Source organism: Phyllobacterium chamaecytisi, from assembly GCF_020164455.1.
In the GTDB taxonomy this organism is placed as follows: domain Bacteria; phylum Pseudomonadota; class Alphaproteobacteria; order Rhizobiales; family Rhizobiaceae; genus Phyllobacterium; species Phyllobacterium chamaecytisi.
Map to the genome: position 1 here is coordinate 186683 of NZ_JAIQWW010000008.1, position 19876 is coordinate 206558.

Below are 19876 nucleotides of genomic sequence, written 5' to 3' on the forward strand. Positions count from 1 at the left end.
CGTCAGCCCGCGGTGCTGCCATAGGGAATAAGTCGCAGATGCGCCGCTTGCGCTATTGCGGCTGAGCTTGAACCGGCCGACTTCAGATACGAGCGGACCGTATGATCTGAAAGTTCAAGAACAATACCGATATCCTTAATGGCTTTGCCAAGGACGCTCCAAGGAGGGCACTCGACTTCGCGGCCGCCGAGAAGCTGTATTGCGCCGCGACCGCCGTGAAGCTCGAACGTCGCCTTTTCATGAATGAAAAAGGCAAGCTCGGTCCACTCGCTTCTCAGGCTGGACACGATCGTGCTCCATTCGCGGTCCCGTTTGCTTGAATTGAGCGAAAGGAGCGCGCGTCGAGATTTTGCGTTAATCGGGAGGGAGTAGAAGTTATCGCCCAGACCATGTCGGTTCACGTCGGCGCAAAACTCATATGCCGCCTCGGACACTTCAACTTCTCGCCAATGAAAAGGCAACATTCGGTTAAGGCCTTCCTGAAGTCTATCGGGGTAGGTGGTTCTGACGAATGGTGTGTCTACAGCATCGCCAGGCGTCTGACAGAGAGGGTAAATTATGAAGTCAATGCCATAATTGGTTCGAAAGACCTCAATTGCCTCGACGACTGTGGAGGCCGCCTGGATTGCTGCAAATGTCGATTTGAAAATTGCCGACTTATCATTGTGATGCATGGAATTATCCGTAACTTAACGCATGGGCACTTTCTTGAGCCGCCGCCCCTCAGATCGGACGTTCTTTAGAGAGGCGACCTTCAACGCGAGCCGATAGTTTAAGATTGGAACACCGAAAAGACGGTCCGATGTCGTGATCCCAAGGACACGTCGCAGCATCGAATCGATGATCTGCGCGAACTGGGTGGAGGGAATTAGATGGACCAGGGTTGTAGGTCACTTTTCTCGCCGCAATATTGGGGAGGCTTAGTGATCTTACATATTTCGTTACCTTCATTTCCTCTTCCGATCCCTTAACCTGCAGTGGGGTTGTTCTCGACGACGATTCCGCCCAGTCAACTTTCATTCAGTGGCATTCTGCGCACATCAGACGGTGTGGCGCCGTAGCGCCGGCGAAAGGCGTGATTGAAGTATGACAGGTCCCCGAACCCGGATTCAAAGGCGATACTGCTGATATTCCGATGGAGAAAACGCGCGTCCGCCACAAGGCGGTGAGCGTAAGCCAGGCGCTGCTCGAGGACAAAACTAGTGAAGGTTATACCGGCACTTGCGAACAAAGCACCAATGTAACGAGGCGTAATTCCGTGGCGGGCCGCCAAGCCTTCGATGCTAAGGCCGCGATTGGTGATGTTGATGACAATGTCGGCTTTGACCGCTGCGAATCGTGCCGCGCGTTTGCCGCGTCTTTCTATGAGGTCGTGCGCATCAAGCGATTCGCCGCAGGCAAGCGCGACGAGATCATGAATATGCACGGCAAGCACCTGGCGCGCCTCCGGCGTTGCGATCGCTTCTTCTATATCGAGAGCTGCGATATAGCCACGCAACAGACACATCGCTTGTCTGTCACGTACGACGGCGATCCCTTGTAAATCCGAATGGCGCTGAATGAGCGGCAGCAGCAATTGACGACTCAGGCGTAGACCCAAGAGCCGCATGCCAGCCGGGGCATTAATCGTTGCCGTGGTGCCATACTCTCCGATCGCACCCATGCCGGCAGCAAGTTCATACTCTGTGTTGTCCGCCTGCAGTGAAAGGATACCCTCGAGGGGTATCAGCATGCAAAGATCGCCATCCTTGGCAGCATGCGCCGTGCGCATGGGCGAACAGGTGCTGTGGGCGATCGCAACGTTAGGCAAGGCGCGGATGATGCTCTCAAAGCGGAATGGCGCATCGGCGTGCGGAACGATATCTAGGTCGTAGAGTTGACGGCGATGTTCCTCACAATACCGGTCTATCCATGGACGGTCGGATTGAGCGGGCGAAAAAAAATGCACTCTCCGGAAATCAAATTTTTCAGCGGTCATCAATGCCCCCCTGGCCGCGATCAATGAAAATGACCGTTTCGAGCTTGCTCATCCATTAGGCTTCCTGGAAGGCGAAAAGCGCTGTTGGTCTTCGCATAAGCAGTACGTAAAGCAGGGTGAACAGGCGCCGGGCAGTGTTGTTGTCGACGGCGACCTTGGGTGCGAGCAGCTTGAGCAGCAGTTCCGCGGCGTCGTTGTGGAGGGCGCGGCGGCCCATATCGATCGTTTCGAACCTGGCTGAATTTGCGTTCGGCAAGGCATCGTAGAAGCTCTCGCAGGTGAGCATGTAGTCCTTAAGCAGCCTTCGGAAGGGAGCGAGTGACAAATAATGGCAGACGATGGCGGCTCCCGCCTCGGTGGCTATATGAAACGCCAGGCGCCCCTCCGCCAACGAAAGCTTGAGACGATAGGGGCCGCCACCATGGCCGACTGGAACAAAGGTGTTCTTTTCGAGCAACTCATAGATAGCGATTGCGCGTTCGCGCTCAATATGCGCGTTGTGGCTGCTCAAAGAGTTGTCAACAGACACATGGCAAAGGCGGAAATGAGATGAAGGCATCGCTTCTACTCCAATCACGAGCTTCCGAGCTTAGGCCGCTTGGATAGCGACGCTGTATTGTCGGTGGGGCCTCGTTATGAATTATAATGATATAACATATCAAATGGTTTATCTTTTCGCACTTGCGGCAGGGGCAGTTATGTCACGCAGATTCCATTCTGGCCTATCCAGATACTGCAAACAGAAAGTGGCTGCCGGCGAATTTCTTTTGCCGGCAGCCTAGTGCCTTGGGAGGCTGAAAAAACACGAAACAATGTTTGCCGCTCATAATCTTCTTCGCGCAAACCGAGTAGACGACCGTCAGCGAGACCCATAAAAGCCCAGCAATCCGACTTACACCTCTGCGGGTTGTTGATGAACCAAGACTAACGACTCGGTATGCAGACAGGCTGCTGAATTGAGAGATGTAGCTACGTATTGCTGCATTTTTTTCCATCTTGTTGTGGAAATTCTGCGCCTGTCTAAAGCCGTCGATGTCGAGGGCAAGACTACAAGTTGCTCATAGAGGGCGAAACCGCAAGCCGGCGGGCAGGTTTGGAGACCCAACGCAAGTGTTCGTATGAAAGGCATTCGATCTGGTGATCGCAATATAAGACCGGACTTCAGTAGCCAGGCCCTTTCGCGGCTGGCGGCAAGGTTGGTACAACTTGAATAAACAGGGGTGCGCAACTGATGTTTTCCAACCCACCTTTGTGCCAATGGCACTGCGATCGCAGAATGAGCTGCGAATGCTAATGCCATCTTCACCCGCTCTCGGACGTTTTGTGGCGTTGAAGCTTCAATAGCTCTGCCATCTACGCAAAGGTTGATCTGACCAATCTTGCAGCTGAGACCAAACCTGACGTCTCGCACACGCTCGCCGATGGTCGTGCCGAACCGAAGAAGGCCGCCGCTCCCGCTATCGCCGAGGCGGCGGGAGAAAAAGGTGCTGCGATTTTTGGCCCAACGCGCCGCGCGCGGTATCGAGACAACTGCGCGCAAGGTGTCCGGGGCCGCAACGGAGCGTGGCCGGATAAGCTGTGACGCAGTCGTTCTAGCCGGAGGTGCCTGGTCGAACCTCTTGTGGCAATAATGGCATCGATCTGCCGCAGTTCAAGGTCATGAACACGGTTCTGCGCACGAAGCCGCCCGGGGGTGGGCCGGAATCTGCGGTCCAAGGACTTTGCCATTCGCAAGCGCAAGGATTGCCTCGGATCATGAAAACATCGTGGACATCGTTTCGAAAACATTCAGATACGCTACCCAAGTTCCTGCCGGCGCTGCGCATAGAATGGGGATCGCTGACGTTTCGTTTGGGTAGGCGGTTTTTAGACGAGATCCGGATCCCGACGCGCTGGACGCTGGATGAGGCGGGTTCGTTCGAATACAACCGCGTCCTCGATCCTAAGCCGTCGCTCGACATGTCCAACAAGGTTTAGGGAGTCTTGCCCCGTCTTCAACAAAGCCGAAATCGCTCAGCGCTGGGCAGGCTATATCGACGTAACGCCTGACACCGTGCCGGCCATCTCCGCCATCGGTGCCGTTCCTGGTTTTCATATCGCAACCGGGTTATTCGGCCACGGCTTCGGTATCGGGCTGGCCACGGGACGGCTGATGGCAAACATCGTTACTGGCCGACCACCGGTCGTTGACGCCACGAATTTTTGCTTTTCCCGCTTGCTCGAAGCTACAGCCCATCAGCGGATTTTGAATCGGTGCGGTTGTGGAGCGGCACCGGATCGATAGTCTGCCAAGTGCAGACAGCATGCCCGCGTAGCGTGTAGTAGTTGTCGACTCGCGTGATCATCGGTTTGCTTCAATTCCGCAAGGCGCTCCGACCAGCCATTATTTCCTCATCCATAGTCATCTCCGATTCACCCGTCTTAAAACTGTATCAATTTTCGGGCGATCCCCCACCTCTTCCAATGCCGAACAATGTCGCGAGAATTAAAAAGCAAATTATCGGCCGCCGGCGACAGACAAGACCCTTTGTTCGCGCTGTGAGACCCCTGACTAACCGTTTCTCCCGAAGCTCGTGGAAAATTGTTGCCAATCCGCAACACTGGAACTTCGTCATTGCGTCAGTTCTTCACCACCCAAACCGGCTTGTACTGTAGCCCAAGCGGAGTTGAATACTGCTCATTATCGTCACCCAGACTACGCAAACTTAAACAAGGAGTAATTCATGGATATCAAGAGCCTTCTACTTGGCTCCGCTGCGACCATCGTTGCAGTTACCGGCGCACGTGCTGCGGACGCAGTCGTTGTTGCTGAACCAGAGCCCGTCGAATACGTTAGGGTTTGCGACGCTTACGGCGCAGGCTTCTTCTACATTCCGGGGACCGAGACCTGCTTGAAGGTCAGCGGCTATGTCCGTTATGATGCCAAGGGCGGCGACAACGTTTATAGCGGCGGAAACGTTGGCGCCAAAGGCAATGAGACCTGGTACAAGCGTACCCGCGCCGAAGTCCGTTTCGACGCCCGTTCGGAAACCGAACTCGGGACTCTGCGCTCTTACATCCAGGGCCGTTTCCAGTTCACCAACGGCATTGATAACGGCGGTTCGCTTCCGCAGGCCTTCATTGAACTCGGCGGCTTCCGCATCGGTGTTGCCGACGAAATCTTCGGTTCATGGACCGGTTATGCTGGCAACGTCATCAACGATGACGTGATCAACTACCAGTCGGGCACGAGCAACCAGGTCAGCTACACATTCAAGGGCGGCAATGGCTTCTCGGCGATCATCGCTGCTGAACAGGGACAGGACGGCGACAGCGCCCTCGGTGGCAACTATGTCATCGAAGACTACATGCCACACGTTATTGCTGGTGCGAAGTTCGAACAGGGCTGGGGCGCGATCTCCGGTGTTGTTGGTTATGACTCCAACGTTGAAGACGTTGCTGCGAAGTTGCGTTTGGATGTGAAGTTCTCCGATACGATCTCCGCCTTCATCATGGGCGGCTATCAGTCCGATTACGACGACAGCTATACGATTAGTCCAGTTACCGGCAGAGCCGTCGTTAATCTGAACAACCGTAACTTCTTCGGTGCTTGGGAAGGTGATTGGGCTGCTTGGGGCGGTTTGTCAGCCAAGGTTACTGACAAGGCAACCATTAACGCGCAGGCTGCTTACGAATCCGAAGGCACCTACGCTTTCGCTCTTAACGTACGTCGCCTTTATCAACCAAAGACAGCTACGGTTGATTTAAGGATGATCCCGCCATCTGGACTTCTGCGCATCTGACGTCCTGTAGCAGCGCGAAAAACATTCGGCAGTTGCAGCGCCGGCGGGACTCGCGACCATAGAGTTCTTACCATTTCTCGGCCATGCCGGGTCTTGCGAACAACGCTGCCGGTTACGACGCGCTGGGCCCAGCGGAAGCCGATTTCATGGAAATACAGATCAGCATGCTGCGGGCTGATGTGATGGAAAACACCGGCAATGGTCCGTCGGACACGAGAGTTGAACCCCTCGGTCGAATTGACATGGACACTACCACGGGCATATTCGCCACTGGCATGTTTCACGGTCTCATGTCCGGCAAAGCTTTCGCCGATCGCGATAAAGGCCTTTGCCTCATCGCTCATCAAATGGGTGTCGGACCCAACTTGCGTTTCAATCACGCGTTCTGCCGCGCGCAATGAAAGACCTGTCACAATTGTGGCCCTTGCATCACCAGCCGCAGTACCGGGTGATCTGCCCGCCGGACGCTGCACCATCGCCAAAACTGGCATTTTCTCTGTCTTTACCTGACCCTTTCGGCCCCGACCTGGAGGAGGAGCGTCTTTCTCCTTTCTCGCACGTCCGCCGAGATAAAAATGGTCGATCTCTACGGTGCCATCAAGCATATGCTCCCGTGCCACCATGAGGCGCAATGCATGTCCCATCCGCCAGGCTGTCGGCTGGCTGACCCCGAGGGTCTCAGCTAGCCGTACCGACGACATGCCCTTGTCCGACTGAAGCAACAACCACATGGCCCGCAACCAGACACGCAAAGGCAGTTTGGTCGAATGCAGTGGCGTGTGCGTTGTCACCGTGAACTGAAAACGACATTCCCCACTCGAGCATTGATAAAGACCTGGGCGAGCCCGCCGTTTATTCGTACTGCGCCCGGCAATCGCTATCGAGTGTCGATAGCCACACGACGGGCAAATTCTGCCGTCCGGCCACACCATGCTTTCCAGCAACCTGCGACATCGTCTTTCATCCCGGAAAGCAGCAACCATTTCATCCACTGTCCGAATGTTGGCAAGCACATCAAGTATCGATTGGGTCATAGCGCTCTCCCTTGGTATTCAGTCGAAGAATCGCATATTAATCAACGAGATACAACGATATTGCTGTCTTTGGTTGATAAACGCCACGTACGTTACGAACTGGTTCCTGGCTTCGTGATCACGCCAGAAATCAACTACACCAAGTTTGATGGTGCTCGTCAGGTAAACTCTGAAGCAAATGGCGGCAACGACGATGCATTCGGTGGAATGATCCGCTTCCAGCGTAATTTCTAGGCCCGATTCTGCAAGGTCCGGGGGCGCATGCCCCCGCACCCATCTAAACAACGACAATCAAATTGAGTTTGGTGCTGTAGAAGGACTGCAGTACCAAAATGTGAAGATGGGATCGATCTCCAGTCCACATTCTCACAGAACGGTGAGCTGCAAAGCTCACCGTTTTTTTATGTTTTTAGCTCACGGGATTGGCGCGGGAGGGAGGGGCCGGGAAACCTCCGTCAGCGGTCGGTGGCCACAGCCGTCGAACGTTATCAAGCGCTCGCACTCCTTAACTATGGAAACTCCAAATGCAATCTGGTGGAGATTGAAGTGCCGGTTGGGCCATGTCGACCCAACGAAAATTTTATATGTCACCTGCGCGCTGAAGATCAACGGCGCGAGTCCTTTCATGACTTTGGAAAATGCCGCCTCGCGTCCTTTACCAATCTTTTTGCATGTCCGTGTTCCCGTGCTGGGCGACTACATGCCACCCATGCAAAGATATTTCATCTCGAGGTAGTCCTCCAGGCCGTGACGGGACCCTTCACGACCGATTCCGGATTGTTTCATGCCGCCGAAGGGCGCCGCTTCCGACGACATGCGGCCGGTATTGATACCAACCATGCCGTATTCGAGTGCTTCGGCCACACGCCAGACACGCTTGAGACTGGAGGCATAGAAATAAGCGGCGAGGCCGTAGATCGTGTCGTTGGCTTGGCGCACCACCTGCTCGGGATCCTCGAAACGGATGATCGGTGCCAGCGGGCCGAAGGTCTCTTCCTGGGCGAGCAGCATATTCCCGGTTATTCCGGTCAGAACTGTGGGCTGGAAAAAGGTGCCTCCGCCGCCGACCTGTCGGCCGCCACAGCGAATAACACCGCCTTTCTCCAGCGCATCAGTAATATGACCTTGGATCTTTGTAAGGGCCCTCGTATCAATCAGCGGGCCGATCGAAACGTCGGGATCGAATCCGTCGCCGACCACAAGCGTGCGCACCCGCTCGGTGAGTTTGTCCGCAAATTCGTCGTGCACGCCAGCCTGTACATAGATCCGGTTCGCTGAAACGCAGGTTTGCCCGGCATTGCGAAACTTTGCTTGGATAGCACCGTCGACGGCCGCATCGACATCGGCGTCGTCAAAGACGATAAAGGGCGCATTGCCGCCGAGTTCGAGGCTGACTTTCTTGATCTGGTCCGAGCATTGCCGCATCAGCTGCCGCCCCACCTCAGTCGAGCCGGTGAAACTGACCTTGCGGACTTTTGGGTTGGAACAGAGTTCTCGGCCAACGGCGTCACCTTCCGATGCGTAGATCAGATTGACCACGCCTTCAGGCAAACCAGCCTGATGAGCGAGCGCGAACATTGCGCCTGCCACGAGCGGCGTCTGTTCGGCGGGCTTGAGCACGATCGTGCATCCGGCGGCGAGCGCCGGGGAAATCTTGCGCGCCACCATGGAGGCCGGGAAATTCCACGGCGTGATCGCGCCGACTACGCCAATCGGCTGCTTGATCACAAGCATGCGTCGGTCGGTCGAGGGGGCTGAAATCGTCTCGCCATAGATGCGGTTTGCCTCCTCGGCATACCACTTCAGATAGGCGGCGGCGTGCGAGACTTCGGACTTCGCCTCGGCAAACGGCTTTCCCATTTCGGCCGTCAGGACGGCGGCGAGATCGTCTGTATGGGTGACAATCAGTTGGTGCCAGCGCCAGAGCGCGTCGGAGCGCTCGCGCGCGGTGAGTGCCGCCCATCCGGCTTGCGCCACATAAGCCCGCTCGATCGCCGCCTGCGTTTCCTCGATGCCCATATCAGGCAGTTCGGCGAGCAACTCACCGGTCGACGGATTGAAAACCTGAAAGGTGCGCTTGGTGACGACATTGCCCAGTGCCGACACGCGATCAAGCATGCCGAATACTCCTGGATCTTTAAGACGTCGTGTCAGAGCGTTCGGCATCTTCAACATACTAGCACTCTACAATTTTGGGCAAGCGGAGGTCTTGCCGTTTATTCCACCCCGATTATTGCTTCGATCTCGACCTTTGCACCTTTGGGAAGTGCGCTGACCTCATAGCACGCGCGAGCCGGAAAAGGATGGCCGAAAAATCCGGCGTAGACGCGATTGATATCTGCGAACTGGCCGAGATCGGTCAGGAGCACCGTGGTCTTGATTGTCTTGGACAGGTCGGTGCCAGCCGCAAACTGCGATCGCCCGAATATTTTGCAGGCATTGGTCTGCTTGCTTTACCGGATCATCGGAGTTGAACTCACCAGTGGCAGGGTCGATAGGAAGCTGGCCCGATACGTAAAGCAGCTGTCCGACTTTGATCGCCTGGGAATAGGGGCCAACCGCTGCGGGTGCGCCATTCGTCTTGATTTCTGTCAGCATGTTCTAATCCTTGATGGAAGTTCTTCGACTGTTGTTTTAGGCATACCGGAGGATCGCCAGATCGGTGGCGTCGATCTCAGTCTTACGGCCGCCGACAAGATCGCTGACGACGCGAGCCGAACCGGTGCTCATCGTCCAGCCGAGCGTGCCGTGGCCAGTATTGAGGAAGAGGCCGGCGATCTTCGTCGGGCCGATGACAGGCGTTCCATCCGGGGTCATCGGTCGCAGGCCGGACCAGAAGGTCGCCCTGGAAACGTCGCCGCCGGGGAAGAGATCTGTAACGGAGTGTTCCAGCGTGCGGCGGCGGGCCTGGCCGAGGTCGTTGGTATAGCCGGAGATTTCCGCCATACCGCCGACGCGGATACGGTCTCCGAGCCGGGTAATCGCGATCTTGTAGGTCTCGTCCATCACTGTCGATTCCGGCGCCCGCGACGCATCGGTGATAGGGATTGTCAATGAATAGCCCTTGACCGGGTAGACCGGCAGTTTGATGCCGTAGGGTTTCAAGAAGAGTGGCGAATGGCTGCCGAATGCCACCACGACCGCATCTGCGCTTATCATCCGTTCGCGATCGGTCGCAACCCCGCGCACGCGCCGTCCTCCCTCGACATCAAGCCGTTTGACGACCGTGTTGTAGAGGAAGCGGACACCCATGCGATCTGCTGACGCGGCCAGTGCATTGGTGAACTTGAAACAGTCGCCTGTTTCGTCCCTCGGCGTTAAGAGACCGCCAACGATCTTGTCGCGGACATGAACAAGCGCCGGCTCAGAACGGACGCAGCCATCGCGGTCCAAAGCTTCGTAAGGGATACCGTCGGCCGCCAAAGCCTTGACGTCTTTCGCCGACGCATCGAGTTGTTGCTGTGTCCGAAAAAGCTGCAGCGTGCCCTGCATGCCCTTGTAATAGGCGATACCGGTTTCCGCGCGCACCTCGGCTAACGCAATTCGACTATAATCTGCCAGGCGAAGCATGCGGCCCTTGTTGATTGCATAGCGCTCGGACGTACAATTCGCCAGCATCTTCACCAGCCACGATAACATGGCGGGGTCGAACTTCGGTCGCAGGATCAGTGGGGCGTGCTGCATGAACAGCCATTTCAACGCCTTCATGGGAATGCCGGGCGCCGCCCATGGCGAGCAATAGCCGAAGGAAACTTGGCCGGCGTTGGCAAAGCTCGTCTCAAGTGCCGGCCCCTGCTGCCGGTCGATGACAGTGACCTCATGGTCGGCTTTGGCGAGCTGATAGGCAGTGGTCACGCCGATGATGCCGGCTCCGAGAACGATGACTTTCATGTTTTCCCCAATGATGCAGCAGCTGATGTCAGCGATATTGCCGATGATAGCGGTCACCGAGACCGGTCAGGATTTCGTAGGATATGGTGCCGGCGTCGTGGGCGAGGTCCTCAAGCGTTTGATTCAGACCAAGGACTTCAACGAGGCTGCCTATCGTCAGCGTGCCCGCGGCTAGTGCGGAAATGTCGACAGTCATGCTGTCCATCGACACGCGACCGACGATCGGCAGGCGTACGCCATTATGGTAGACCGCGCCGCGGTCGCTCAGGCTACGCGGGAGGCCGTCGGCATAGCCGGCGGCGATGGTTGCCAGGCGCGTTTCACCCTGCGTAACGTACGCGCCGCCGTAACCGACCTTGGTGCCGGCCGGCACGATGCGGGTCTGGACGACTGCGACATCGAGACTGATGACGAGCTCCATCGGGTTCGGCTCTCCAGCCGTCAGCGCGCCGCCATAGAGCGCGATACCGGGACGGGCGAGGACACGGTGATAGTCACTGCCCAGGAAAATGCCGCCGGAATTGGCCACGGAAATATCAAAGCCTGGGAACGCATCGGCGATGCGGGTCATCTCGGCAAGCTGCTCGCCGTTCTGATCGCTGTCCAATTCGTCGGCCGAGGCGAGATGGCTCATGATGAACTGTATCTCGACATTGCCGCTGTCCTTGACGGCCAACGCCAGATCTACCGTTTCTTCCGGCGGAAAACCGAGCCGGGACATGCCGGTGTCGAACTGCAGCACCGCCGGGAGGGTGCGCTTGACGCTGGCGGCGGCGGCAGACCATCGCCGCCACTGTTCCAGCGAATTGAGAACCGGGATGACGCCGCTTTCAGCACAGGCGATCTCGTTGCCCGGTTGTAAGCCGTTAAGCACGAAAATCTTGGCATCGCAGGCGAGGGCAGGGCGAAGTCGGACAGCCTCAACGAACTGGGCGACGAAGAAATGCCGGCACCCCTTGCCGTAGAGAGTCTTTGCGACCCGTTCGGCACCGAGCCCGTAAGCATCCGCCTTGACAACGGCCGCAGCACGGGAGGGCGTCAGCATGAAGGAGAGCTTTTCGTAGTTGCGGCCAAGCGCCCCAAGATCGATTGTTAGATAGCCGGAAGAACCTTCCAAAACCGACCCGTAATAGTTTGCATGTTCCAGTCTTGCGGTTCGCATCTGTGGTTTCTCTTAACTCTAGACCTCTATGAGCATATTGAAATGATCATCGAATTTCCCATTAATTCGTAATTGATAATTTCAAAATTCTATGTTTCTTAGAAGAAACCGCGAAATTTTGGAGTAATCGCTCATGGCCGGCCTCGATACAATCGATCGGAATATTCTCAGACTGCTGCGCCTTGATGCGCGCATGAGCAATACCAAGCTTGCGTCCGAAGTTGGCTTGTCACCATCCGCCTGTTTGCGCCGCATCAAAATTATGGAACAGGCCGGAGTGATCCGTGGCTACATGGCGCTGGTGGATACTGCAAATACGGATGCGACGATCGCGGTGATTATTAATATCACCCTTGAAAGGCAGACCGAGGATTACCTCGACCGGTTCGAGGCGGCTGTACGCAAACATCCTGAGATCAGGGAGTGTTTTCTGATGACCGGTGGATCTGATTACCTGCTGCGGGTGGAAGTAGAAAACGCCGGGGAATTCGAGCGCATTCATAAGGAGATCCTGTCGACGTTACCTGGGGTGTTGCGGATCCATTCCAGCTTTTCTATTCGTAATGTGCTCGCTGTAAGATCGACGAAAAAGCGATGACAGCGGATGGCTACGCATAGCGTCAACAGGAATTGCTTTGCCCGCACTCGGAGGTTGACGCTATCAAAGTCCGCGCGAAATGCGCAGCAATCTTGGGTTAAGGCTCCATCCTGAGCCTCCAGCAATTGCACAGCCCACTGGACGCGCTAATCGCTGCGATATCCTTCCTCATCCGTCTCAGTAGAATGAGAGTGCTTCCAATCCTGGCAGTCCGGGTCAATACGACCCCTGACGGGGCATCTCAACTGCTCCCCGACGGTTAGATCAATGACTGGTTCGGCGCGGGCAGTCGACAAGTTGACAGCATCAACATCATCTTGGGTTGGACGACGATCGCGTGGTTGATGCTGTCAATCAACATGATGAAGCCAAATCAATGGGATTGGAGTTCTTTTGCTTGTCAAAAAAGCTACCTCGACAAAGGTTTACGTTTCGCAGACGCGCGCATTCTGATGCTCGACAACAATCATCAATCTTTTACAAATCCGACGGGGTGGCCCAAGGAAATATGATTCGGCGTTGAGGTTTGCCAGCTTCTCGGTAGTCGAACATCAGGAAGGGTGGGTTTCCTGAAAACTGGCGGTAGTTCGCCTAGTTGGTATGCCAGAAATTCGCCTAGTATTGCAGATGCCGTTGCGCGCTAGGTCGCTCGGTCCGCGTAGTAGTCTGTTGCCCTGATAAATGCAGCCAGCCTCTGTGAATTGGAATGCGTGGCCGCCCGGAGAGCCCAATCGAGCATTTCTTGCTTAAGCGCCAGTTGCGGATTTATCTCTGCGGCTGAGGCAGTTTCCTCCGCGACCCGCCTCCTGGCATTCGCAAATGCCCTTGAAAGTTTGTCAGGCACACCCTGGAGGAGCCACCTTGGAAACTGATCTCGAAAGGCCGTGGTATCGCCTTCCAGACTGCAAAGCTCGATGCAAGACCAAAGGCTGTCGCCGATCTGTGCCAGGTCAGATCTCATCTGCTCCGACGCCTGATGCATATCGTCTGCGAGCTTGGCCGTTTGACGCAGCAATCTGCTGGCGTCATCCCGAAACTCCGCTCTTGTGTCGGCTTCATCCTCTACGAAGACGATCAATCGATCGAGCCGACTTGCCGCAGGAGGATGGCTACCTGCTTCAATAGGCGCATATTCTTCGAACCATTTCAATGTTGTCAGGACCATCCAAGCGCCCAAGAGGGAAACGGCCTTTTCCTGTTCGGTCTTATGGGCGTATATCAAGTTTTCAAAGGCCCACCGATCGGCCTCATACTCCCGTTCGGCTATCGGTTTTACCGGTTTCTCATCTGCGGTCAGATGATTAAGTGCAACATGCCCGCATTCGTGCAACAACAGGAACCGTCTCCCGTAAGCAGCCAGATAGCTGGAGGCCTCCAAAGGATGTCCATAGCGCTTCGGATCCCCGGGCAGGGGCAGTGGCTCGAACGGGCGCAACGCATCCGGTGTGTCGCTTACGCCAAGATCACAATATCTTCTCACAAAGTGAGGCAGGTTCCAGGAGACAAACTCGATCGGCGAAGGTTTTAGCGAATCCCACCAATATCGCAGCTGCGCCTCCCGCATCAGGCGTATCGATTCCGAATTTGGAATGCCAAAGGTGAGCGAGCCGGCGTCACATATTCTTGTTTGAAACTGAGGCTCAGCGGCAAGGCATAACAACCCCGCGGCCATGTTGAGTGTAAAAAATGCCCCCGAGAAAAAAACAATAGCGATACCCTGATCATCCTTCAAGTTTATAGCGAACCCGTTGAATTCCGTATCATGAACTGACCCCACGGCCAGCCGGTCCGACAATTTCAAGCATTCTTGGATTTCAGGGGCGAGTGCCGGCAACAGGGTCTTAAACTCGCTAAGTGCCCAATCCATCCCCATGAGAGCAGAATAAGCTTCGGCCGGGGAGAGTGATTTGATGCCGATACGAACCAGTTGTTCTTTCAGGTCTGGCGGAAGTTCCTTCGGCTGGAAAGCCAGGAGCCACTCCATCAGTTCAAGGCTTTGTTTCCTTTGATTCAACCAATCCTGGGCCAGCATCGATCCCTCGTACATTTCTACATTCGGCACATGATGCACACCAATGGCAGCGGATTGCTCTTGGCGGCCTCCGGGGGCTGGAACACAAGCGCTACAATCGCAAGCACAGCCACAGCAACAGCGCCAGAGGCAAAACCAATAACGTTTATCATACCCGGGATCTTAAGACCGCGGTCGGCAAGGTCATAGTTTTGATCGCTCAACATTGTCGCGCCACGCATGTAAACAAGGACACCCGCGGCGAGACTACTCCCCAACAATATGAGGGCGACGATGAGGGCAGTTCTCTCCCATCCAGGATCAATTTGCGCAAGAAACGACGTGCCAGTCAAAAAAGCGATAAGAGCACCGTCCAATGTCAGAACGAATTTGGTGAACTCGATGGCCGTGACCAGACCTTCCTTGTCGGGCATATTCCCATCTCCTTAGCAAAACCAGAGATAGTGACATGTCGACTTCAGGAGTGCCTCCTGTACGGTAAAGCTATTTACCGATTGTGACGGCCTCGACGGGCTTTGGAGTTCCTCGACGACGCTGCGGATTGCTTTTCGGAGCATCTCAACATCGACGTTCCTTAGTTCGTCATTCGGCCATGTCCGGCCAGGTGCGATAAGTGGCTGTGCCGCGTCTCGCGCAATAGGTCCCAGACCTGCAGAAACCTTGCTGGCTTCCTCGTTGAAGATTGAAGAGATGGTGAGTTCCAACTGGCTGGCATTCGACAAGTCCATGTGAATTCCCCCAATGAATCCGCATTCCCGCGGTTGCCTCGCGGGTAGAGCTTTTGTCATAAGTTCGGATGCTCTCACCTGCGGAAGGCTTTGGCAAGCTGCGTCAATCAAACATGGAGCTAACCTGATTGGATTATTTTTGTTTTGTTCTATCCGCTGTACTATGGACTGTGGGGAAGAACTTGAACCTGAGCCGCCGTCGTTGAAATTGCTCAGGTCTACCGTCGCATACAAACTCCTGAACTGCCCCCGTTAGATGGGCGGCAATCATGAACGCATTCGCGCCATCGGTACAACGTCGCGCCCGAGGGCCGTGGCTACGGCCGTCATGGCGTTGCAGTCGGCTAAAGGCGGCACGACAGATTTGGACGAATTACGCAGACACATTGGTCGCGTCTTTTGACGCGTAATTCGATTGGCTTGCAGTTCTGATAAGGGGGGAGGGGCTATGAACGATCCTGGACAGTTTGAGAGAGATCGAGAAAGTACTGAAACTGTCAACGCCGGTTCGGCGGCAAGACTAGAATGCGACATCGTGATGGCGGGAGGTGTGACAAGCGGGATCATCTATCCCGGTGCTGTCGAGATGATTGCACGGCGTTATTCTTTTCGAAGCATCGGTGGGACGTCTGTCGGCGCAATAGCCGCAGCGGTGACTGCTGCGGCCGAGTTTGGACGGCGGAACGGCAGGACTGAACAAGAAACATTCAGGCAAATTGGCAAGATCTCTAAAACCCTTGCTGAGCGCTCCGGAAATCACTCGCGCCTCTTTCATTTATTCACCCCGGAAAAATCAACGAGGCCGCTCATGGCCTTGGCGACCCCGATCGTTGGCGACGGGAATGTATGGAAAAAACTCGCCGATGTTATGAGCCTAACATTGACCGCTTGGCAATTCTGCTTGCCACTCATCATCGTTGCCCTCGCAGGTCTCTACTTACTCAGCGCACTTCTACTTGCGAATGCCGTCCTGCCGTTTTTCATCGCCCTTCCTATTTCGGGATTGGCAATGATCGTAGTCTGGCTGCTGACCGTAGCTTACATGCTAGTGAGACACTGGCTGGTGGCTTGGCAAAGCAACTACTATGGCGTGTGTACCGGCAACACCAACCCCGCACTTGGCGGCGCTGGGGCAACCTTTGATGGCCTGACTCCTTGGATGCATCGCGTCATACAAGACGCATCTGGTAAATTGGATGGCCCGCTAACGTTTGGTGACCTTTGGCGCGCTCCTTTGCCCACGGGGGGTGCACCTTCAACCTCGGCTGGAGACTCCAGCCCGCGGTCGATCGAACTCGCGATGATCGCCAGCGACATCAGCCGTAACCGAACCGCACAGATTCCCTTTCTGGAGAGCCCATCGGCGCTTTATGCAGATCTCGCCATATTGAAAGACTTTTTCCCAGGCGAGATCGTGCGATGGATGGAGGAGCACCAGGGTGACTACGAAAAGGAGGTTGCGAGGCTTCATCCCAATTTTATCCGATTGCCCAAGCCGGGCGAACTGCCCGTTGTCTTTGGCGCACGCTTGTCGCTTAGCTTTCCATTTCTCCTGTCCGCGGTACCGTTACACACCCCAGACTTCGCCACGAAGGACAACGAGGGCAAGTTTAAGTTGCGCAAGGTATGGTTCTCAGACGGGGGATTGACGTCAAACTTTCCAATCCATTTCTTTGACAGCCCGATCCCATCACGGCCCACTTTTTGTCTGAATTTGATTGATTTCGACGCCGAAGCGTCCAGGGTTCGAGCTCTTTCCGCTGAAGAGGCAAACCAGAGCGGAGCTGATCTGGCGCATAGTGCCAAAGAGGAAGCGAAACCCATTGCTCGATCGCAGTCCCAGGAACGCATGGCCGCCCATCCTCTTCAAGTCAGCCCTGGTGACCCGAAGCCGCATGATGACGTGTGGGGATTTGTCACAATGAACAAGGGCGACGAGATGCCCGTCGCGCCCTTCACCGCGTTTGAGAAATCCCGCGGGATGCCCCTTGTCGCCTTCTTCAAGACTCTTTTCAACACGTCGCGTTGCTGGAGCGACAATCAGATGCTTGTTGCCCCTGGGGTTCGGGAACGTGTTGTAAACATCGCGCTTCGCGAGAATGAGGGTGGGGTAAACCTCGACATGCCCGCGCAGACGATTTTGGAGCTCGATTTCCGCGGAAGGGCTGCGGGAATGTTGATCGCCGCGAGGTTTGATCCGTTTGAAATGACTGATCCAGAGACCGGTCAACTGGATAACCCGAGAGTATTCACCAGTCATAGATGGATAAGGTTCCGCAATTTCATGGCGGCGTTCGAGGACCTGTCTCGCCGATTTGTAACGTCGCGGGACGCCTCCGATAAGGCAGCAGACCTCCGCAGAGAGACGAAGCTAAGTGGCCTGATCGCCCGGCCCACAAATGGCGTCGGTTATGACGCGTCTCCCGCCGCGCGGCGCTTCTATAAGACATTTACCAACAAATTGGAGAAACTCGCGTGTCAGATGGCTGACCGGACACGCGCCATGCCGGACGCAACGTTCGACAATTCAGCACCGTTGGGACGATCGCCGCGTCCAAAAATGCATATGCGCCTAAGGCCGCTTGTCGATACGGATCCGCGGGGTGAAACAGCAGACCTACCAGACCCGCAACTCGCAACACACCGCTCGCAAACCCAACAGCCAACGACAACCTCATGAGTCTGGTGTTGTCGACCGATCCAAGAATACTGACGCATTCACTAGCGGCGGCAGTGGTTGACTAAATGTACGTAGCTAGAGTTCGAATGGAAAAACCGGCGAGAGGGTAAGCCGCCGTATCAAACGGGAGGGAAAGTTCATGTTAATTGCTATTAGAATGCCGGCAGGCGATATCGAATACATCGACGCGGACGACGTTTTATGGATTCGTGAAGCTTTTGACTTTGAGTGGAAAGGAGCCAGGCTTGTTCGTCTTGGAGATGATAGACTATACTCTATCGACACCCTCGATGAACTTGTTGAAAAACTGGAAGGGGGAGGGTCCAAGATGGTCGAATTCACCCCGCCAAACGCCGAAATAAAAATGATCGCCAATGTGAAGAAGGTAACCGACGTCGAGAAAAGCAACCCCGCAATTTCGCACGAGAAGGCAAAATCTGTATTGAAGTTTTCTCCGAAATTGTTCCTTGCCGTAAGGGAGAGCGTGAAAAAGGCTAAAGAAATGATCGAGGCTGCCTTAAAAAAATAGACCCCGCGAGCACGCCTCAGCTCGGTCATGTGCTCAACAAGACCTTGATGACGACGTCGCTCGGGCATGCATGGCGGGGGACGATCGCCATAGTGGGGCTGTGGCAAGCTCATTTTGATTGTGTGGGGGCAGACGGCTCGTTCAATAAGTTCTCAGTATCTTCGGCTGCCGCTAATTTCAGCTGTTCTGCGTCTCAGAGCGTTGCCTTGTCTTTAATAACAGCGCGACGTCCGTTGCACTTGATTTCTATAATGAATGGTTTTGCAGCTTTCATGGAACCCTTGAAACGGTGAGCGGGGAAAATGGCAACTCTGGATCATTCGAATCGAATTTTAGTTTTTTCAACAATTGCTGATGTCAAATACTTGAACTGGTCGCGAATAACAGGCAACGGTTTCCATTGCCTCGGCGCAATCAACCTCCTGCTCGTCGCGATTTGTGAAATCGCTTGATCTCAAGGTTGGCCAGAAGGCGCTCGACTTCTTGGTCGGATAGCTTGCTTCCATCTGTGCGATGCCAAGAGCCAATGCTTTCGATGGTCGCGATCATTCGCAATACCTTCAGACGCTCAGGCGCGGTCGTATCCAGCGCGCCAATTCTATCCGATTAGATGCCAGATTATGCCTGAATAGATGTGATTAATCGCCTTCTCAGCGAGTAATTTGTTGAATTCCATCAATAGCTTAGATGATATTTCGTGGTATTTGGTAGATAATTCCGCAAAAACCTGCAAAGGCGGCCATGGCGGGCACCACCGGAGTCAGAACGGCGAACATGAGTATGGCTGACAAACGGGATCAAAAAAGCAAAGATTTGTCCGCCTGGCGTGCACTTCATTGGCAGTATGACTCACCTGCGGGCAACCGCCGGAGGTGCAACGAATTTGGGCTTGGCTTCGCTAATGGCGGATACAGCTGTGCTGAATACAAGAATTGCAACTGCGACCAGAGCTGTAATTATCAGCAAATCTCTCGTATCTAGCGGATCAGGTTGCATTTTTCCCCTACCTCATGTCGCTCAGTACCGTAATATTAAGCGATGATCATCAATAGACCGCAATTGAGCACATTTGTTTAAACCCAGGTCCGGCGACCGAAAAAGTGTCGGGCGCAATATTGGCATTGGTTCCCAACCGCGTTGCAACCCAAAGAGGTCTGGCGTGTGAAAAGAAGCGCGGGCTTCCGCCAGACCTCAAACCCTCAGCGGGTCTCTTCTTGGGAGGGATAGAAGGGCCATTGTCCCGTAAAGGCGTATCTGAAACCGGGAAATGACCACCGGCAAGACCGCCAGCACTGCCAGCATATCGGGTCGGATGGTGCGATCAACTAGGTAATCCGACTTAATCGGTCGGTATCAGTTGCATCAACCCGCGGCGCACGGTTTCAGATACGCGTTGACCACTTCACGTCAGGTCTTCGGTCAGCATGCTTATCTTTGGAAGGCTTGGCGGTTGGGGCATCCC

General features: G+C 55.0%; 16 protein-coding genes and 2 pseudogenes. 7 read left to right on the top strand and 11 right to left on the bottom strand.

Features of this window, described 5'->3' with window-relative positions; all coding sequences use genetic code 11:
- Window positions 1–2: 2 nt before the first annotated feature.
- The 3 genes from LB462_RS31770 to LB462_RS14660 all read right to left on the bottom strand — a co-directional run bounded on the left by LB462_RS31770 (window position 3) and on the right by LB462_RS14660 (window position 2537).
- The gene (locus tag LB462_RS31770; protein WP_224509059.1) at window positions 3–674 is read right to left on the bottom strand and encodes an autoinducer binding domain-containing protein; all 672 of its coding nucleotides are present in this window, start codon (window positions 672–674) and stop codon (window positions 3–5) included.
- A gap of 335 nt (window positions 675–1009) precedes the next feature.
- Window positions 1010–1978, bottom strand: coding sequence for a helix-turn-helix transcriptional regulator (locus LB462_RS14655; RefSeq protein WP_224509061.1), 969 nt, complete (start codon window positions 1976–1978; stop codon window positions 1010–1012).
- Window positions 1979–2033: 55 nt separating this feature from the next.
- Window positions 2034–2537: a UPF0262 family protein gene (locus tag LB462_RS14660; RefSeq protein WP_224509062.1), complete on the bottom strand. Its 504-nt coding sequence runs from the start codon at window positions 2535–2537 to the stop codon at window positions 2034–2036.
- A gap of 1196 nt (window positions 2538–3733) precedes the next feature.
- Between LB462_RS14660 and LB462_RS31520 the strand changes: the two genes are divergently transcribed.
- The 3 genes and pseudogenes from LB462_RS31520 (at window position 3734) to LB462_RS14670 (ending at window position 5760) form a co-directional block, all read left to right on the top strand.
- Window positions 3734–3955 carry a hypothetical protein gene (locus tag LB462_RS31520; RefSeq protein ID WP_370637179.1) on the top strand — a complete coding sequence of 74 codons (222 nt, stop codon included), beginning with the start codon at window positions 3734–3736 and terminating at the stop codon, window positions 3953–3955.
- Window positions 3956–3986: 31 nt separating this feature from the next.
- Window positions 3987–4262, top strand: a pseudogene (locus LB462_RS31775) (FAD-dependent oxidoreductase); the annotation flags it as partial.
- Window positions 4263–4701: 439 nt separating this feature from the next.
- A complete protein-coding gene (locus LB462_RS14670; RefSeq protein ID WP_224509063.1) occupies window positions 4702–5760 on the top strand; it encodes a porin in 1059 nt (352 codons plus the stop codon).
- On the opposite strand, the gene LB462_RS14675 is transcribed toward LB462_RS14670, so the two are convergent.
- Entirely contained in the window at window positions 5697–6794 is a 1098-nt protein-coding gene (locus LB462_RS14675) for an IS1595 family transposase (RefSeq protein ID WP_224509064.1), read from the bottom strand. The genes LB462_RS14670 and LB462_RS14675 overlap by 64 nt on opposite strands.
- A 69-nt stretch (window positions 6795–6863) precedes the next feature.
- Here LB462_RS14675 and LB462_RS14680 point away from each other — a divergent pair, with 69 nt between their 5' ends.
- Window positions 6864–7028, top strand: a complete 165-nt coding sequence (locus LB462_RS14680) for a hypothetical protein (protein ID WP_370637173.1) — start codon at window positions 6864–6866, stop codon at window positions 7026–7028.
- A 462-nt stretch (window positions 7029–7490) separates the two neighbouring features.
- On the opposite strand, the gene LB462_RS14685 is transcribed toward LB462_RS14680, so the two are convergent.
- From LB462_RS14685 to alr, 4 genes and pseudogenes are all read right to left on the bottom strand, one after another.
- Complete coding sequence (locus LB462_RS14685) at window positions 7491–8912, bottom strand: NAD-dependent succinate-semialdehyde dehydrogenase (RefSeq protein WP_370637174.1); 1422 nt, start codon at window positions 8910–8912, stop codon at window positions 7491–7493.
- A 98-nt stretch (window positions 8913–9010) separates the two neighbouring features.
- Window positions 9011–9392 (bottom strand): annotated as a pseudogene (locus LB462_RS14690) (RidA family protein).
- A 36-nt stretch (window positions 9393–9428) separates the two neighbouring features.
- The gene (locus LB462_RS14695; protein WP_224509065.1) at window positions 9429–10685 is read right to left on the bottom strand and encodes a D-amino acid dehydrogenase; all 1257 of its coding nucleotides are present in this window, start codon (window positions 10683–10685) and stop codon (window positions 9429–9431) included.
- Window positions 10686–10713: 28 nt separating this feature from the next.
- Window positions 10714–11847, bottom strand: coding sequence for an alanine racemase (gene alr, locus LB462_RS14700; RefSeq protein WP_224509066.1), 1134 nt, complete (start codon window positions 11845–11847; stop codon window positions 10714–10716).
- A gap of 133 nt (window positions 11848–11980) precedes the next feature.
- On the opposite strand from alr, the gene LB462_RS14705 reads away from it, so the two are divergent.
- Window positions 11981–12445 (top strand): Lrp/AsnC family transcriptional regulator, encoded by a 465-nt coding sequence (locus LB462_RS14705; RefSeq protein WP_224509067.1) that lies wholly within the window; start codon window positions 11981–11983, stop codon window positions 12443–12445.
- 640 nt (window positions 12446–13085) lie between these two features.
- Here the strand turns inward: LB462_RS14705 and LB462_RS14710 are convergent.
- The 3 genes from LB462_RS14710 to LB462_RS14720 are packed head-to-tail and all read right to left on the bottom strand — an operon-like array spanning window position 13086 to window position 15205.
- The gene (locus LB462_RS14710) at window positions 13086–14477 is read right to left on the bottom strand and encodes a phage exclusion protein Lit family protein (RefSeq protein ID WP_224509068.1); all 1392 of its coding nucleotides are present in this window, start codon (window positions 14475–14477) and stop codon (window positions 13086–13088) included.
- Window positions 14478–14494: 17 nt separating this feature from the next.
- Window positions 14495–14890: a hypothetical protein gene (locus tag LB462_RS14715; protein ID WP_224509069.1), complete on the bottom strand. Its 396-nt coding sequence runs from the start codon at window positions 14888–14890 to the stop codon at window positions 14495–14497.
- 12 nt (window positions 14891–14902) lie between these two features.
- Complete coding sequence (locus tag LB462_RS14720) at window positions 14903–15205, bottom strand: hypothetical protein (protein WP_224509070.1); 303 nt, start codon at window positions 15203–15205, stop codon at window positions 14903–14905.
- A 448-nt stretch (window positions 15206–15653) separates the two neighbouring features.
- Here LB462_RS14720 and LB462_RS14725 point away from each other — a divergent pair, with 448 nt between their 5' ends.
- Window positions 15654–17885, top strand: a complete 2232-nt coding sequence (locus LB462_RS14725; protein WP_224509071.1) for a patatin-like phospholipase domain-containing protein — start codon at window positions 15654–15656, stop codon at window positions 17883–17885.
- 139 nt (window positions 17886–18024) lie between these two features.
- Complete coding sequence (locus tag LB462_RS14730; RefSeq protein ID WP_224509072.1) at window positions 18025–18414, top strand: hypothetical protein; 390 nt, start codon at window positions 18025–18027, stop codon at window positions 18412–18414.
- Window positions 18415–19876 lie beyond the last annotated feature (1462 nt).

What these genes read in the sequence shown, in the direction of transcription:
- LB462_RS31770 (WP_224509059.1), bottom strand. Translation starts at nt 674, where the DNA reads ATGCATCACAATGATAAGTCGGCAATTTTCAAATCGACATTTGCAGCA.
- LB462_RS14655 (WP_224509061.1), bottom strand. Translation starts at nt 1,978, where the DNA reads ATGACCGCTGAAAAATTTGATTTCCGGAGAGTGCATTTTTTTTCGCCC.
- LB462_RS14660 (WP_224509062.1), bottom strand. Translation starts at nt 2,537, where the DNA reads ATGCCTTCATCTCATTTCCGCCTTTGCCATGTGTCTGTTGACAACTCT.
- LB462_RS31520 (WP_370637179.1), top strand. Translation starts at nt 3,734, where the DNA reads ATGAAAACATCGTGGACATCGTTTCGAAAACATTCAGATACGCTACCC.
- LB462_RS14670 (WP_224509063.1), top strand. Translation starts at nt 4,702, where the DNA reads ATGGATATCAAGAGCCTTCTACTTGGCTCCGCTGCGACCATCGTTGCA.
- LB462_RS14675 (WP_224509064.1), bottom strand. Translation starts at nt 6,794, where the DNA reads ATGACCCAATCGATACTTGATGTGCTTGCCAACATTCGGACAGTGGAT.
- LB462_RS14685 (WP_370637174.1), bottom strand. Translation starts at nt 8,912, where the DNA reads ATGCTTGATCGCGTGTCGGCACTGGGCAATGTCGTCACCAAGCGCACC.
- LB462_RS14695 (WP_224509065.1), bottom strand. Translation starts at nt 10,685, where the DNA reads ATGAAAGTCATCGTTCTCGGAGCCGGCATCATCGGCGTGACCACTGCC.
- alr (WP_224509066.1), bottom strand. Translation starts at nt 11,847, where the DNA reads ATGCGAACCGCAAGACTGGAACATGCAAACTATTACGGGTCGGTTTTG.
- LB462_RS14705 (WP_224509067.1), top strand. Translation starts at nt 11,981, where the DNA reads ATGGCCGGCCTCGATACAATCGATCGGAATATTCTCAGACTGCTGCGC.
- LB462_RS14710 (WP_224509068.1), bottom strand. Translation starts at nt 14,477, where the DNA reads ATGCTGGCCCAGGATTGGTTGAATCAAAGGAAACAAAGCCTTGAACTG.
- LB462_RS14715 (WP_224509069.1), bottom strand. Translation starts at nt 14,890, where the DNA reads ATGCCCGACAAGGAAGGTCTGGTCACGGCCATCGAGTTCACCAAATTC.
- LB462_RS14720 (WP_224509070.1), bottom strand. Translation starts at nt 15,205, where the DNA reads ATGGACTTGTCGAATGCCAGCCAGTTGGAACTCACCATCTCTTCAATC.
- LB462_RS14725 (WP_224509071.1), top strand. Translation starts at nt 15,654, where the DNA reads ATGAACGATCCTGGACAGTTTGAGAGAGATCGAGAAAGTACTGAAACT.
- LB462_RS14730 (WP_224509072.1), top strand. Translation starts at nt 18,025, where the DNA reads ATGTTAATTGCTATTAGAATGCCGGCAGGCGATATCGAATACATCGAC.